The sequence below is a fragment of the Paraburkholderia terrae genome, assembly GCF_002902925.1.
Lineage (GTDB): Bacteria > Pseudomonadota > Gammaproteobacteria > Burkholderiales > Burkholderiaceae > Paraburkholderia > Paraburkholderia terrae.
This window is the reverse complement of sequence record NZ_CP026114.1, coordinates 34179-51177: the sequence shown is the minus strand read 5'-3', so window position 1 is coordinate 51177 and position 16999 is coordinate 34179. Positions and strand designations below refer to the sequence as shown.

Annotated in this window: 4 protein-coding genes; all 4 read right to left on the bottom strand. The window is 63.0% G+C overall.

Annotated elements, in window-relative coordinates; all coding sequences use genetic code 11:
• Window position 1: 1 nt before the first annotated feature.
• The 4 genes from C2L65_RS41900 to C2L65_RS41885 all read right to left on the bottom strand — a co-directional run bounded on the left by C2L65_RS41900 (window position 2) and on the right by C2L65_RS41885 (window position 16712).
• Window positions 2–11704 carry a beta strand repeat-containing protein gene (locus tag C2L65_RS41900; protein WP_233446757.1) on the bottom strand — a complete coding sequence of 3901 codons (11703 nt, stop codon included), beginning with the start codon at window positions 11702–11704 and terminating at the stop codon, window positions 2–4.
• 126 nt (window positions 11705–11830) lie between these two features.
• The gene (locus C2L65_RS41895) at window positions 11831–12754 is read right to left on the bottom strand and encodes a peptidylprolyl isomerase (protein ID WP_042309188.1); all 924 of its coding nucleotides are present in this window, start codon (window positions 12752–12754) and stop codon (window positions 11831–11833) included.
• 11 nt (window positions 12755–12765) lie between these two features.
• Entirely contained in the window at window positions 12766–14568 is a 1803-nt protein-coding gene (locus C2L65_RS41890) for a ShlB/FhaC/HecB family hemolysin secretion/activation protein (RefSeq protein WP_081921035.1), read from the bottom strand.
• Window positions 14565–16712, bottom strand: a complete 2148-nt coding sequence (locus tag C2L65_RS41885) for a two-partner secretion domain-containing protein (protein WP_042309141.1) — start codon at window positions 16710–16712, stop codon at window positions 14565–14567. Before C2L65_RS41885 ends, C2L65_RS41890 begins: the two co-directional genes overlap by 4 nt.
• Between the last annotated feature and the right edge of the window lie 287 nt (window positions 16713–16999).

Genomic DNA, 16999 nt, shown 5'->3' with positions numbered 1-16999 from the left:
CTCATTTTAGATCTTTCAGCAGTTTATTCCACCACGGCGTAACTTGTTGCCGATGTATGTCTTGGGGAAGGATGACCTTGTTCCCTGGATCGGTCGGGCTTCCGCCGAACTTGACAGGCTGAACCTCGTGGATGTCTACCGGTTGGCCAACGAGCCCTTGTTGTTGGCGGATCGAGCTGTTTGCTGCGTTTGCAGCCTTCCGTGCAGCATCATACTCGGCCCCATCAATCAGCTGGAATGGTCCACTCGGCACGGGAACACCCTCGGGGTAACCATTCCAGTCAATGATTGAGAAGCCACCCGCAGTGTCTTTCTTGACTAGCGTGCCAGCCAGCCCCAACCCAGCGGCGCCTTCTCCGATCCCCTGGAAATTCGATGTGTCAGCACCAAACCTGGCGATGTACGTCGACATCAGTTGGCTCTGGTTGTCCCGCGTTACTGCGGCGAACTGCGGCCCGTATTCATAAAACGCGTTATCAACGATGTTTTGAGCAACAGATTCCGCTCCTGGCGGCACGTTCCACTGCTCGACATATAGCCCCTGCGCGTTCCGGTAGTAGGTCGTACCGTTCTGCGCGGTGCCGGCCTGAGCATCGGCTTGGTTAGTCCAGACGCCCATACCGCCATTGCCGCCGTATACGTTCTCGGCAGCCTTCATAAGCGTATCCGCACTGTATTTCGCGGCCAATGCAGGGTTAGCAGAGAGCGTCTTCTGAATAGCAGTTAGTACAAGGTCGCGATGCTGCAACGTATTGTTCAGTGCCTCGTTTTGCGCCCAGGTGGCACCCGCCTCCGCGTTTCCTCCCGCTAGCCCAGCAGCCAAACCGCCGCTCAGCGTGGCGATCGCTGCGACTAATGCGCTTTGCAACGACAATGAACCATCCGTCTGCGAGAAGGCATAGGTAGACCACGGGGACACAACGGCACTTGTTGCCGCTCCGATCGCTCCTCCGGCGCATCCTGTTCCCTCTATCGACGATGCCGCGCACCCCAGCACAGCGTGCTCGAGGATATTCTGGAGAGAGAGCGGATCGGTCGTATCGCCAATGGCGAATGCGCTGGACGCAGCCAGTTCTCCCGTCAACGCACTTTCGAAAGAATTGACGAAGCTTCCCCCTTCGATCGTGGTTCCCACGCCGGCTGTGATCCCGGCTTCGGCAAGCATCGCGAGCCCTCGCTCCGTCAGCGACGAAGCCGTAGAAACACCCGCCTGGTTCGCACTAGTCCCAATCGCGGGGTTAACGCCTGCAAGACTCGCGATAGAAGTTGTAGCACCTCCAACGGGGAGAGGCTGAGTCGTGACGCCGAGTCCCGAGTCAGCGTTGTAGGTAATCCCATTCGTCAGGCCCGCTGTGATCCCCGCAACAGCAGCCGCCTCGAACGCGTTCGCCCAACTCAGCTGTCCCGTCATGGTCAGCTGTGAGGCGATGCTCGATGTGAACCCGGCGGCTGCAGCCGACAAGGCAATGTTGCCGAGCCCCGCCGTCATGGTGGCCGTGCCCGCTGCAAATGTGCTGCCGGCAGTCGCTCCCAGCGTCGCACCGATGGCTGCACTCGCCGCCCCAGCCGTCATGATCGACACGACAACCGCGAAGGCCAAACCGACAATCTGAGACGCCCCAAACCCGCCTTGCGCCACAAAATCCGTATGCAGGTTGTCGCTAACGGTCGTCTGCGTAAAGCTCGTGCCCAGTTGCTGCTGCAACTGCGCGAGCATCTGCTGCGTACCAGACTGATCAACCGTGCCATCGGCATTGAGTTGCTGCAGCGCGCCGCCAATCTGATTGAGCGTCTGGACGTTCAGGTCCATGTTCGCCGCGCTCATGAAGCCGCCGGGCTGGACAGCCGTGCCTGTCGTCTCGGAGTAGCCGACCTCGTTGATATAGCTCCAGATCTGACCTACGTTGACCTGATTCGCCTGGTTGGTCAGCGTCCCGGTATTGACCGTGAGCGTATTGGATGCGGTGATATCGCCCTTATTGAGGATGCTTCCGTTGCCATCCTGATTGAAGTTGAGCGTGACGTCCTTGCCCGTGATGGTCCCGTCCGCCGACATCGCGCTCCAGTTCTGCGGCAGATACACCTGCGGCATCAGCGCCGTCACGGTCGGACACGTCACTGGACCTGTCGACACGCAACCCGGGTCGGGCACCGACTGCTCCACATACCAGAGCATCGGCGCGCTCAATGTACTGAGCTGAGCCTGCGTCAATGCATCGCCAAGCTGCAGATTGTTGGCCTTCGCATAGTCGATTGCGTTCTGGTACAGGATCTCCTTTTCCTGCGCAGTGACAGAGAGATTGTGCTTGCTGTCGTAGGTCAATCCATCGATGAAGCTGGCCTTGCCCGTCTGCTGCAACGCCGCCTGCTGAAGCATCAGATCTTCAGCCTGCGGGTTGTAATAGAACAGCGTCGAACCCGGCTGAAGATTCGCTGGAAGATTGTCGAGCAATGCCTGCGGCCCAATGGGGTCGAGCGCCGACCCACCCAGCGAACCCGATACATACGATGCCGTACCCGCTACAGGCGTCGGCAGCGGCGCACCAACCGTGCGCGGTGTGGTCAGATTCAAGCCAGGCAGATTCACCCCGCTCAGCGAAATCACCTGCGACGGTCCATTCACGCGGGGCGTGTAGGTGTTTGCTGTCGTGATGCCGTTGATCAGTTTCTGGCCGGTAAGCGTCACGGACGTGCCAATCACGTTGCCGACGTTCTGAATCTCGCCACCCGATGTAATGGACAGATTCGGTGCCTGGATCGTCGCGGCGATATTGCCGACCGGCGTCGGCGGATCGATCGCTCCACCCGCCTTCGTGTATGCATCGCCGTAAAGCGCGGTACATTGTTCAGGCGAACCGCACGCCCAGATGTCGTGCCGCTTGTCGGGGCTGAAATCCCCCGTCTCCTGGACCCAATGTGAATGCCAGTACGCGTTCAGCGTCTGCGCTTCGTTGACGACGGGTCCTGCGACCGAAATCGTCGCGTTGTTCCCAGCCGCAATCAGGCTACCGATGTTTGTCAGGCTGCCTGCGTTGAGCTGAAGGTTATTACCGGCGCTGATAACCGATGAGTTACCGGTCTGCTGGTCGACATAACCCTCGCAATAGCTCTCCTTGTAGCCACCCACGGTCATACAGCCCGAGTACTGCTCCTTCGACCCGTAGTCCTCGTGGACCGGAACAGGCGGCGGCAGCGTGTTGGTGATCGCGCCCGATACGTTGAGCGTGATGTTATTGCCCGCGACAATATTGCCCGAGGTGTTGTTCAGGCTTTGAGCCGGTGTCGTCGACGTTGCCGTCGTGCCCACGCCACCGATCACGATGTCATGGCCCGCGAGCAGGTTGCCGTACGTGTTATTGATCTGCCCCGCAGCAATGACGAGGTCGTTTCCGGCAAAGACCGTGGCGTTCTGCTGCGCATAAGAGAACGTGGTCGAATTGGGATTCCCGCCACGCATGCCACCGGCCCCACCACATTGCGCGCCACTCACACCAGATGCGCAACCCGGTTGAGTCGAAGTGGCCGAGTTGTATTGCCCCTGGTTGGAGAACGACTGCGCGGCACTCGCGTTGAAGTTATTGCCAGCATAGAGCAAACCGCCGTTCACCAGATTGCCGCCGGACAGATTCATGTTGCGTCCCGCGATGATCTGGCCTTGCGCCCCGAACGTCGTAGTCGTACTGGTGGAGCTCGGCGGTACGTTAGCGCCCGGATTGAACGAAACGGTCGACTGCGGCACGACTGTTCCGGAGATGCCCAGACCGCCGCTCCCGTAAATTCCGACCGTGCCCAGCGCATCCATCTGCGCCATGAACGCATCAAGTTGCGCCTTATCGACGGTGTCGACAATAGTCGCGACGGCATTGCCCACCGGCGCGTTGTTGAGCGACTGCAGGTTCAGGTTGACATCCAGTCCCGCTGAGATCGTGCTGCCTGCGTTCGACAACGTGCCTGCCGTGATATTGACGCTGCCTCCTGCTGCGATCACACCAGGCGAAACCGGACCGGGCGCTGTGATCGTCCGGTCGATCCCGGGCAACGCGATGTACTGATGGTCTCCCGCTTGCGAGTTACCGACCTGCAGTTCCGCACAGGCGCTGGAATCGCCATAGCACGTGCTGCCGCCGCTTCGGACATCGATATACCCGCCACCCATGTTCGGCAACAGGGTCGCGATCGTAGCCGTCTGCGAAAACTGATAAAGGTAACAGTCGCCCTGGCTGTTCTGGCAATACCAGCCGGACAACAACCCGATCACGATCTGACTCAACAGATCCGGGTTCGCTGAAGCACCGACGAGCTGTGTGGACGTTTGCGTTGCGCCCTGCAACGCATCATTGACCACCGCGCCGGCATTGATATTGATGTTGCCGCCGGCAAGAATCGTCCCGACTGTGTTGTACACGGTCGCGCCAGTGTTCAGACTGATGTTGCCGTTGGCTTGCGTCGTGCCGTACTGGTTATCGTAGTTGCCACCGCCGTTGAACGTCAGATTGTTGGCGCTTTCGATCGTGCCGCGATTCGTAACGCTACCGTTCAGCGTGATTGAACTGCCGCTGTGTACAACGGCATTCGCAGCATTGCTCAACGCGCCGTTGAAGGTGATGTCATTTCCCGACAGCTGGCCGAAGTTGTTGAAGGTGCCGTAGGTCGTAAGCGTCAAGGGAGCGGCGCCCGTGATCGTCCCATAGTTGTTGATACCGCTCAGCGCAACGACCGTCGCACCCTGCCCTCCGAAATTCCACGTTCCGCCAACATTGATGAGGCCTGCCGTCAGCGAAAGCTGTCCGCCGTAGCTGATGGTCCCCTGGGACGGATCGATGGTTGCGTTGACCGCACTGACGCTCATATTGCGCTGTGCGAGCAACTGGCCGCCGACGTTATAGAATGCGCCGCCACCTCCATTGACTGTGAGCGACACGTCGCCCGTCACGGGTCCGCCCGGCGTGTTCGGATTGCCAGCAAAGATAAGGCCGTTCTGGTTGTTCAGCGTCCCCGTGTTGATATTCAGGCTGGTGACGGCCATCAGGGAGCCGCCCACGTTGCCCAGTGCGCCCGCGACGTTGATATTCGTCGTCGCGCCATTCACCAGCCCTGCATTCGTGAAGTTCGTCGCGGTGATATTCGTCGTGCCCGTCGATGCGAGCGAACCCGTCGCGGCGTTCGTCAGGTTCGGCGCGCTCACGGTCAGCGTGCCGCCCGACAGCACATTGCTCGCGTTATAGAAAGCATTCTGCGACACGAGCGTCGCCGCGCCGACCACATCGACCTGGCTTCCTGTCAGAGAAAGCTGGCTCGAAGCACGCGCATCGAGCGTCCCGCCGACGATCGCATTGCCGAGCGTCACGTTCGCGCCCGCGACCTGCAGGTTCTTCGAAGAAACGATCGAAGACTGTCCCGCGTCGACAGTCCCCGTCGCGTTGATCGAGATATCCTTCGATCCGCTCGCCGTCCCGCTCATCATGACGTTTGCGCCGGACAACGCCAGTTCGCCCGCGACAACGCTGTTACCGGAGAGCGTCAAGGTCTGTCCGGCATGCAGGTTCGCATCGCCATTCGACGACACGCCGCCCACCGTGACATTGCCGCTCGTGCCCGTTACGTTGACGGCACCCATCGACGAGATGCCGCCCGTTGCCGATGCATTATTGGCTGCATTGATCGTTGCGTTGCCGCCCGTTTGCACCGGTCCGTTGAAGGCAACACTGCCTGCACGTGAAGTCGCGACGATGTCGCCCACGGCCGTCGCCGCGCCGAACGACATGTCGCCGTTCGAGGTCGCCGTGAACTTGCCCGCGCCCTGCACTTCGCCGAGCGCGACACCGCCGCCCGCATCGACCGTGATGTCCTTGCCGAAGGTCAGTGCGCCACCGCCGTTGATCGAACCGCCGGCATCGATGTTCGCAACACCGAGCCCCAACAGGTTGCCGCCGAGCGTCATCGCGCCGCCCGACGCGACATTCGTATCGCCGTTGATGAGTCCGCCCGACAGCAGCGCCAGATTGCCGCCCGCGCTCGCAGTGAAGTTGCCCTGCGTGGTCACGCCGCCGCCGACTCCAAGGTTCCCGCTCGTGGCCGTCAATACGATGTCGGCGTTCGAACCTGCCGAACCGCCAATCAGCACATCTCTGCCGCCGCTGATCGTGAGCTTGCCGGTACTGGAGACGGAATCGCCGATAACAGCATCGCGTGCGGCATTTACGGCGACCGTCGCGCCGGATGCCACGTCGTTCGTAACGTAGACATCGCCCGCACCGTTATGGCCTTGTGCCGTCAGCTGAAGCGTGCCGCCCGCCTGCGCCGAGCCCAGCGACATATCGTTGCCCGCCGTCACGACGAGGTTGCCGTTCGTGCCGACCACACCCGTCACATTCACACTGCCGCCGGCATTCACGTTCGCCTGCTGGCCGAACACGACCGAACCTGCGTTGATGTTTCCGCCTGCCGTCAGCGTGCCCGTGTTCTGCGCGCCGATGCCGCCCGTCAGCGTCATGTCGCCGCCGGACGTCAGATGCGCATCGCCGCCTACCGTCGTGGTGCCCGAGAAAGTCAGTGCCTGCGCGGTGTTCGCATTGAGCTGCCCTTGCGTGGTGACATTGCCCGCCGAGCCATTACCGCTCGTCGCCGTGAGCGTGAGGTCTCCCGCCGAATTCACGTCGGCCAGCGAGAAGGTGCGCGCCGCGTTGACGGTGGTCGTGCCGCCCGTGTTGATTGCACCTGCCGCCGTGACGTCGCGCGACGCGGTGAGCAGCATCGTGCCCAAAGCCGTCGCGCTTCCTGCAAACGTGACGTCACCGCCGCCCGCATTGCCATTAGCCGTCACCGTCAGGTCGCCCGTTACCGCCTGGACGCTGCCGAGGCCAGCATTGTTGGCGCCCGTCACCGACACGGTCGAGCCCTGCAGCGCGCCCGTCAGCGCAAGATCATGCGAAGCTGTCAACGTCGCGGCCTGCGCGAACGCCGCCGAACCCGCACCGTTGATGTCGCGGCCAGCACTGAGCACGCCGTCCATCTGCCCCGCGACGGTGCCCGTCAATGCAATATCGCGCCCCGCCTGCACATTGATCTGCTTTGCGGCCGCGATCTGTCCGCCAAGCTGCGTATCGAGCGCCGATGCGACATTGAACGCGCCCGCTGTCGCCGCCGTTCCCGTGAACGATGCGCTGCCGGTTACCGCCGTCGCATTGAGGTCATTCGTCGATTCAACGCTGCCCGTCACCGTCACGTTGCGTTGGCCTGTCAGCGTCAACGCGTCGCCGCTTGCGAGCGCGCCGCTCACCAGCGCATCGCGGGCCCCCGTCAGATGGATTGCGCCCGGCGCCATCGCCGTGCCCGTGATCGCGGCGTCGCCTGCACCTGCGTTGCCGTTGGCCGTGACATCAAGCGTCGTCGCCGATATCACGTCATGCAGCGCGGCGTTGTTACCGCCCGTTGCGGTGACGACATTCGCCTGCACGCCGCCCGTCAGCGCGATATCGTGCTGGGCGGCGTAGTTCGCCGTCTCCGTGATTTTCTGGGTGCCACCGCCTGTGATATCGCGCGCCGCCGTAACCGTCGCATTCGATCCGCCGACCATCGTGCCGTTGAGCACCGCATCGCGGCCCGCCGTCAGCGTGATGTCGTTGACGGCGCTCGTGCTGGTGCCGAGCGACAGATCGAGCCCCGTCGTGATATCGAGCTTGCCGCCGCTGTTGATGCCGCCCGTCGCGAGCAGGCTGCCTGTCTGCGCATTGAGCGTCGCGTCGCCGACCGATTCGACCGCGCCGTCGATATTGATATTGCGTTGCGCCGTGACCGACGCGGTCGTGCCGCTGGCGATCTTGCCGGTCGACGTCACCGAGACGTCGTTGTTCGCATTGACCGTGACCGCGCCCGCTGCTGCCGCAGCGCCCGTCACCGTGACGTTGCCTGAACCATTAGCGCTGTTCGTGCCGTTCACGCGTACTGCGATCGTGCTGGCGGATTCAATATTGTTGACGGTCGCATTGCCCGCCGCCGTGATATCGACCGACTGTCCCTGCACGAGCCCGCCCTGCACGACGTCGCGGCCCGCCGCGAGCGTCGCCGCCTGCGTGAAGGTCAACGTGCCACCACCGCCGATATCGCGCCCCGCCGTGACGACGCCCTGCCCCAGACCCGCGAGCATGCCGCTGACATTCACGTCGCGCGCAGCGGTCAGCGTCGCATCCGACGCAGCCGTCGTCGTGCCGCCCAGATTGATATCCGTTCCTGCAAGCGCCGTGAATGCGCCGTTGCTGTTGATGACACCCGTCGATCCGATGCTCCCCGCCGTCGCGTTCAGCAGCATGTCGCTGGACGACTGCACCGAACCGCTGACGCCGATGTTCTGGCCGGCATTGAGCACGGCAGTCGAACCACCGACCACGGCGCCCGTGATGTCGAGATCGTTCGTTGCGTTGAGCGAGAGCGTCGATGCCGCCTGCACGTCATGCAGCGACGCCGAGCCGCCCGCGTTCGTCTGTATCGTGCCGGCGCGCAGCGAACCCGTGAGGTTCGTATCGCCGCCCGATGTCACGTTCGCGTTCAGGCCGAGCGCGATAGCAGCGCTGCCGCCGATCGCATTGCCCACGTTGAACGTCCCGTTGCCCTGCGCGACGACGGAGCCGTTCATCGTCAGATTCTGGCCTGCCGTCACGTTGATATCGCCGAGCGACGACGTGCCCTGCGCGCCGAGATCGACCGATCGCGCGGCGCTGATGTTGAGATTGCCGCCTGACTGGATGTTGCCCGTGCTAGTCAGGTTGCCCGACGCATTCGTTAGCGTGACGTCGCGATTCGACTGCACGGTGCCCGCGTTGGTCGTATCGCGGCCGCTCGTTACATTCAACGCGTTCGCGCTTTGCAGCGTGCCGCTCGCGCTCACGCTGATATCGCGCGCGGCATTGAGCGTCGCCGTCGAAAGTGACGTGACTGTGCCGCCAATCGCGATATCGCCCGCATTCGTCGTGACCTGCAACGCCGCGTTCGACACGACGTTGTTCAGCGAGACCGAGTTCGCCGCCGTGAAGTTGACCGCGTTGCCCTGAAGCGTGCCCGTCACCGACAGGTTGTTGCCCGCCGTGGCCGTCACATCGCTCGCGAAGCCGCTGTTGCCGCCCGCGACCATGTCATGACCTGCACTCAAGGCCGCTTTCGCCTGCCCCGCGAGCGACCCGCCGATCGTCAGATCGCGGCCGGCGTTGAGCGTGACGTCGTTGACCGCGCTCGTATCGCCCGTCAGCGAGACGTCCTGCGCGGCGTTCACCGCGAGCGCGGACGCGCCGTTGATCGTGCCCGTCGAGGTCACGCTTCCGGTTGTCGCCGTCATCGACAGATCGCCAACGGACTGTACCGTCCCCGCGCTCGCGACATTCACATCGCGCTGCGCAGTGAGCGTGGTTTGTGCGCCACCCGCCAGCGTGCCGTTGACCGCGATATCGCGCGCCGACTGCACATTCGTCGCGCCGACGCTCGCCGCGTTGCCGTTGAACGTGACGTCGCCGCCGCCCGCGTTGCCGTTCGCGGTCACGGCAAACGCGCCGCCCGCCTGCACCGCTGCGAGACTGACGTTGTTTGCGCCCGTGACAGTCAGATCGTTCGCGAGCAGTTTGCCCGTCAGCGAGACATCGTGTGCTGCGTTCAGCGTGCCGCTCTGGCCGAACGCGATCGATCCGCTGCCGGTGATATCGCCCTTCGCATCGAACGCGCCGCTGTGCTGGACAATCGATACACCCGACACATCGAGATTGCGTCCCGTCGCAACCTGCGCATCGGTGCCGACCAGCAATGAACCCGAAACCGACGTATCGCGGCCTGCGGTCGAATTGAACGTCGTGCCGCTCGCGAGCGAGCCGCTGATGGAAAGATCGCGCCCTGCCGCTTCCGTCACTGCCTGCTGTGCGGTCGCCTGAGCCGCAACAACCGTGTCCTGACCCGACGAGAGCGCCAGATTGCCGCCACTCGCGATATTCGCAGTCGCGTCGATATTGCCTTGCCTGGCCGTCACCGTCGCGTCGCTGGCGGTATGCACCGCCGCCGTCACATTAACGTTGCGTTGTGCGGTTGCCTGCAAGGTGCCGCTGTTCGTCTGCCCGGCGACGTTGATATCGCGCGCGGCCTGCAACGTCGTCGCGCCGCTGACGACAGACGTGCCGTTGAGATTGACGTCGCCCGCACCACCGTTGCCCGCAGCCGATACGTTCATCGCACCGCCGCCCTGCACATCGCCCAGCGTGACGTTCGAGCCCGCCGACATGGCGATATCGCCATTCGCCTGCGTGCTCGCAAGATTGATGTTGCCGCCCGCTGACACGTCCAGTTTCGCGCCGGACTGCAACGTGCCGGTCGATGTGACGTCGCCGTTGGCACTGATCGAGTAACCGCCGACGCCGATATGTGCGCCCGTCATCGATACATTGCCGGCTGACTGAAGCGTCGCCTGCTTCTGCGCGGCCGTGCCCGCAACCGACACATCGCCGTTCGCGGACAGCAGCAGATCGCCCGCATTGGCGGCCAGTTGCGCGTCGCTGCGCACGCCCATGCCTGCCGCCGTGCTGATCACCTGAATCTGCCCCGCCGTCATCGCGCCGAAAGCGGTGGCGTCGATGGCAAGACCATTGTTCGCGTTGCCGTTCGCGCCATTGATGGCAGCCGCCGTGTTCGCGCTACCGTTGGACGACGTGCCATACGACGTGCCCGCATCGGACACGGCATTCGGCGCAACGAACTGACGTCCCGCAATCGCGTTGATACGGTTGCCCGCATACAGCGGCGCATTGACGCCGATGGTCTCGGCAATCAGGTCGATCGTGCCCACCGTGCCTTCGATGCCCGCACCCGGCCCGTTCGCACCCGCATTGCCTTCGATCTGGATGTGCCCGCCCGTGACGTTGTAGCCGACGGCTGTCGCGTGACTGAAGTCGGTGGGCGTGCCGTTCAGGTCGCCGAGAAACTGCGGCGTGCCCGTCGAAAGCGTCACGCCGATCGTATTCGTGAAGCCCGTGCCGCGCGTCGTAATGCCGTTCGGGTTGGCAATGACGACGGTAGCCGGTACGCCGAACACTTCGAGCGGACCGTTGAGCAAGCTCGCATACGCCGCGCCCGTCGACGTCACCTGGTTGACGATGACGCTCGCCGTGCGTCCAGCGAGATTCGGATTCGCACCGACATTGCCGCCCGTGAGCGAGGTGCCCGACATCAGGCTGTTGTTCAGAATCAGCCCGACGGGATCGATATTGAAGGTCTGATACTGGTTCAGCGAGATCCCGGCCGCGTTCGGCGCGGTGATGTTGACGACGGGCACGCCGCCATTCGCGCCCGTGCTCTGCGTGATCTTCGGCTGGAAGCTGATGGGCGCATTCGGATCGACGATAGGCGTCGCGAACGCCTGCTGCATCATGAAGCGCACGCGCAACCCGGCCAGGTCGCGTATCTGTCGCCATGCGTCGTCGTCGAGACGCCTGCTGCCCGCCGCGAGCACGCCTGCCGCCGACTGGCTCTGCTCGAACGTGACCGTCAACGGCCCGACGAACAGCGTCGCGGCCACCGCGGCGGATACGCCGCGCTGCCACCAGCTGTACGTTTTCGCGTTCGAGGCAACCGTCCAGATTCGGCCGGACGTGTCGCGCAGGCGCGCGCGCAGTTCATCCCGAATGGTCCGGACGTGGTCGAGTTGCCGCAAGGCATTGCGCGTCGAAACTCTCATGATGTTCTCGTTCTTCGTCGTTTCTTGTTGGTCGCAAGGCGGGCTGGCCGGTCCGCCTTGCGCTTGCAGCAGATGTTTCCCCGTCTGCTGCGGCCTCCTGTTGTCGAGGCCTTCGATGCTTTCGCTTTACTGCTGCTGGATCGACGCGTTCTTCATCAGATCGACCACCACTTGTGCCGTCGCCTTCTGAAGCGCGACCTGCTCGAGCTGCTGGCGCAGCGCGGCCTTCGTCGTATCGAAGTCAGGAATCTGCGTCGCGCGCGACTGGTCCATCTTGACGATCCAGAAGGCGTCGCCCACCTGAACCGGCGTCGTGGTCACGCCGCCTTGCGGCAGCTTCACCATCGCTTCGGCGACTGGCTGCGGCCAGCCTTGCGTCGCGCCCGGCTGGATCGGCGTCTTGAACGACACCCAGTTCATCGCGCCGCCTTGCGCGGCGGCCGGGCCCTGGCTGACCTGCTTCGCCAGTTGCGCGAAATCGATGCCCTTTTTCAGTTGCGCGAGCACGTCCTTCGCGGTCGCTTCGTCCTTCACCGCGATTACGCTCGGCTTGTATTCCTTGTCGCCAAGCGTTGCGACGATGGCGTCGTAGCGGCTCTTTACATCGGCGTCGGTGACGGGCGTGGGCTTCACCTGATCGCGCAGATACGCCTGCGTCATCGCCAGCGACTTCGCCTGTTCGACCGCTTCGAGCACCTGCGCGCGCGTGTCGTAATGCTGCTTTTCGGCTGCCTGCCGGAACAGCTCGCGCGCGATCAACTGGTTCTTGATGGCCGTGCGCGTTTGCAGCGTATCCGGCGTATTGGTCGCTTTCAGCATCGCATCGACCTGCTCCTGCGTGATGAGCACGTTGTTCACGCGCGCGACGGCGTTGGCGGGCAACGGGCCCGAAGCAGCGACGCTTGCCGATGCGGGCGCTGCCGCCTTCGCATGCGACGATGACGGCTTGTTGGTCGCCATCGAAGGCGCCGCGATCGCCGAGAGCCCGGCAGCCAGCGCGAGCGTTGCAGTCAGGCGCGTGAACGTGATGTGATTGAGATGCCGCTTCATGTTGAGCTCCTTCATTCCGACCAGTTGAGAGTGGCCAGCAGCACAGTGGCCTTGTGACCAAGCGCTGCGGGCTGAATCAATGCCTGTCCGAGCAGGACTTCGCCCGTGACGGTTTGCGCGTTGTGCCTCCATTCGGCACGCGCGCCGATACCGGTGCCAACCAGCGTCGGCCAGCCGCCTTGTGCGACGAGATGCGATTTGCCGCCGTCGAGAAACACGTAGGGTTCGACGCGCGCGTCATGCCATGCGGGCACGTTCTCCCAGGCCGCTTCGTTGCGCAGGTAAGCGCCGCTATCGCCCGCGATGCCGCCTTCCGTGAAGCCACGGACCGAGTCCATGCCGCCGAGATAGATCTGCTGCGTGCCGAACAGCGCCACGCGGCTGAACTGTCCGCGCAGCGTGCCGCGATACGCCCATTGGGTGCCCAGCAGCGAGCCGAGCGTCATCTGCAAGGTCGCTGTGCCATCGAGTTTCGTGAACTGGCTGTGCGCCTCCGATTTGCCGATTTCGCTGTCGTCGTGACTGGCCGCGAGCCACGGCAGACCCTGCGACACGCCGATGTCCCACGTCGCAGCCGCGCCCTGATCGTTCGCCACGAAGCGGCGCAGCCCGTTCAGCGCCACACGCGCCACGGTCAGATCTTGCGGCGACAGGTCGATGCCGTTCACACTGCGCTCGGTACGCATCTTGTTCAGCGTGACGTCGACGCTCATGCGCCCGGACTTCGAACGCGTGAGCACATCGTTCCAGCCGAGAATCTGGCTGAACGTGCGTCCTTGCAGCAGCGCCGTATCGCCGATGGTCTGCTGATACTCGGAGTACGAAGTCGTATAGCTGAACGTCTGATACCCGAACGGCACGGCGGCGGAAAACACAAGTGCATTGCTGTCTTCCGTGCCGACGTAATTCAGCGACAGCGATTCCTGCAAGCCGATGACGTTGTCTGCCTCGACGCCGCCGCGATAGCGCAGCGTGCCCGTTTGTGAACTGCCGTAGTTGTCGATGCCGAGGTTGTAGAACGTGCGGTCGCCGTAACGGTTCGAGATCGCGACGATCGAGTCGCCCGGTGCTTCGCCCGGCATGATCTGGATTTCGGCCTGATTGCGCCGCAGCCGGTTGATCTGGTCGACGCCCTGCTCCAAATCCGGCAGGCGCAGCACGTCGCCGACGCTGTCGCCGAATGCCCAGGCCGTGCCGGCATCAGTGAGCAGGCCGCCGCCGTGCGTGTCGTACCACGGCTCGTTCGGATCGCGCGGGCGCAGCGGCTTGCCGTTGAGCGTGAAGCCCGCGACCTTGCCCGCGACCACGTTGACCTTTAGCGTGCCCGACGCAAGGTTCTGCGCACCGAGATAAGCGCGCGTCGTGATGTAGCCGCGTTCGATAAACGCTTCCGTCACGCGTCGCAGCAGCAGATTGATGCGGTTGCGCCCCAGCCGCTTGCCGACGAACGGAGCGGCGATCCGGTCAAGCTCTTTCTGTCCCAACACGCGATCGCCGATATATTCGATGTGGCTGATCTCGAACATCGGCTCGGCATCGGGCAGCGTATCGACGTCCGCGCCTTCGGGCAGGTTCGGCAAGGCAGGCACTTCAGGCGCGGCAATCTGCGCGGGCGCCTGCCGGATTTCGTTGCGCCGCTGCCTGTCCTGCTGCTCCTGCAACAACCGTTGGCCCGGGTCCTGTTCTGCGCGGCCAGGCAGCGCATTAAACCCGCCTGGCGGCAATGGCGCAAGCGCCTGTGCGCTCGCGGCCGCGTGTGCGCCGACGGCGAGCACGGCAAGACAACTGCGCAAGATCACAGGACGCCGTTTCATAGACCGAACCACGAAACGAGGCCGAGGTGATTGTGCGTGCCGATCGTCACGAGCGCGCGGTACGGCACGCGCATCGTGTTCACGCCGCCTGCCGCGTGAATGCCGCCCGGCGCGTTGAACGATCCCCCGTCGATGTCCGCTTCGCCCGTCAGTTCGACCTGGCCGTTTCCGCCTGTGAATACGCCGCCCGTATCGGCTGCGTAGATGGCCGCCCACGTGTTGCCGAACCACGTCTTCAGATCGTTGCGCCGGTTGATGACCGTGTAGCCGAGCACGCCTTGCGCGAGCGTCTTCGGTGCATCGAGTTTCAGGTTGCCGATGGCGATCACCGTGCCGCCCGTGTTGGTGATCTGCGTGCCCGCCTTGAGTGTGATGTCCTTGCCCGCCTCCATGACGCCGCCGAACGCCTGTACCGTGCTCGACGCGCTGGCGCTGCAGAAGACGAAGCACGACTGGTGATACGAAGCCTGTCCGACGAATACGCCTTGCGTCAGCAGGTTCTGCGCGGCCGACACGAAGATGCTGCCGTCGTTCGACAGAATCGAGCCGCCGACATTGTTAACGTTGCGCGCGTTGATCGTCACATTGCCGCTGTCGGCTGTGATGTAGGCGAGCTTGTCGGGATCGTTGAGCGCGCCATAGTCGACGGTGAAGCCGTTCTCGTGGTGCTCCACGAATATCAGCCGCCAGCTTCTGTTCGAATAGCCGACGGCATTGCCGCCGTTCACGCCGCTCGAATGGTCGATGATGTTGTCGACGTCGCCGGCTGCCGTGAGCGTGACGTTGCTGTTCGACAGGATGCGCGCGTCTTCGTTGGTGATGGTGCCTCCCGCGTTGATCACAACGTCGCCTTTCACACCGAAGAGCACGCCGAGCTTCGAGGTCGTGGTCGACTGGTTCAGCACGTTGCCCGAGGCATTCAGCGTGACTGCGCCCTTGGAATCACTATCGCCCGTGGTTTGCGTTTGTCCTTGCACCAGCGAACCGACGTTCACGATGTCCTGGCTGCTCTTGACGACGACGCCCGCATTCGACGACGCGATCACCGTCTGCATACCGCTGTCGTTGTACAGCTTCACGCCGCCGCCACTGAGATTGATGCCGCCGCTTGCCAGCAGCGATGTGCTGTTCAAGCCCAGCAGACCTGTCGATGCAATCGTGGCCGCGCTGCCCGCCTGCATCTGCATCGAGGTCGCAGTCAGTGTGTCCTGCACCTGCATGTTTACGTTGCCGTTCGCGGTGAGCGTCGTGTTCGAGAACTCGACGGCGCCATTGGATGCAAGCGTGAAATCGCCCAGTGTCGCGTTCATCGGGCCCGCGCTGCGCACGCCCGGCCCCTTGTCGGTGACGATCAGCTGCACGCGGCCGCTGGTGAGCGAGCCCGCTGCCGTGATGTCGACGGCGAAAGAACTGGCCGTATCGTGCGTCGCCGATGCGTTGACCGAGAGCCAGTCGTTGGCATTGTCATTGGGCGACACGCCCGTGTTCAGCGTCACGTTGCTGGTGCCGCCAAGCAGTCTGACGGTGGCCGTCGGCGATGTGAAGGTATTGGTCAGCGGCCCGTTGACGAGGATGTTCTTCGCGATGAGGTCCAGTGCAACGAGCGCGCTCGACAAGCCTTGCGGTCCGACGATAATCGTTCCCGTCTTTGTGTCGAGCACGACGTTACGCTGCAGCACTGACCCGGTGAGCACATCGTTGAAACTGACCTGTCCGGTCGAGAACGCGACATGGCCCGTATTGACGAACGATCCACCGTTGATCGTGATGCCATTCGGATTCGCCAGCACGACATTGGCGCGCGATCCGAGCACGGCGAGCTGGCCCGAGATCACGCTCGGGTCCGTGCTCGTTACCTGATTGACGATGGTCCGTGCGTTGATCCCGACGTTGTTGAGATCGACGCCCGCACTGCCCACGTTGAAGTGGCTATACGTGTTGTGCGATACACCACCGACGGATGGCGCAATGTTCACGGTCTGATGACCGTTCGCAGCCGTCGATACGGAAGTGGCCGTACCGCCGTCCGCCACGACGCCCGCTGCGTGCGCGGGCACCGACGTCACCGCCTGATAAAACAAACAGAACTGCACCACCCACCGGCGTTTGCCGCCGAACCCACCGTTGACAGATTGCCTCGACATACTGCTCCCGACCGCTCTCAGTCGGCCAGTTCCCCGTTTGATCTTTGATTTATGCAAGTCGCATGACGACCTGCTCGTATTCATGGGACCGTTGTCGGCAGCGCTTACTAAAACTTTAGGAATATTTCTTTTAACGGTAATTTGGAAACGAATTGTCAATTGTCAAACGGGCATATTTACGCGAATTGTAAAACCAAAAAGATTCGGCGACCGGCGTTTTAGAGAAAGGGGATTGAAATAAATTGAATCGCTAGACATCATGTATGGACCTGCCGCACCTCAAGGTA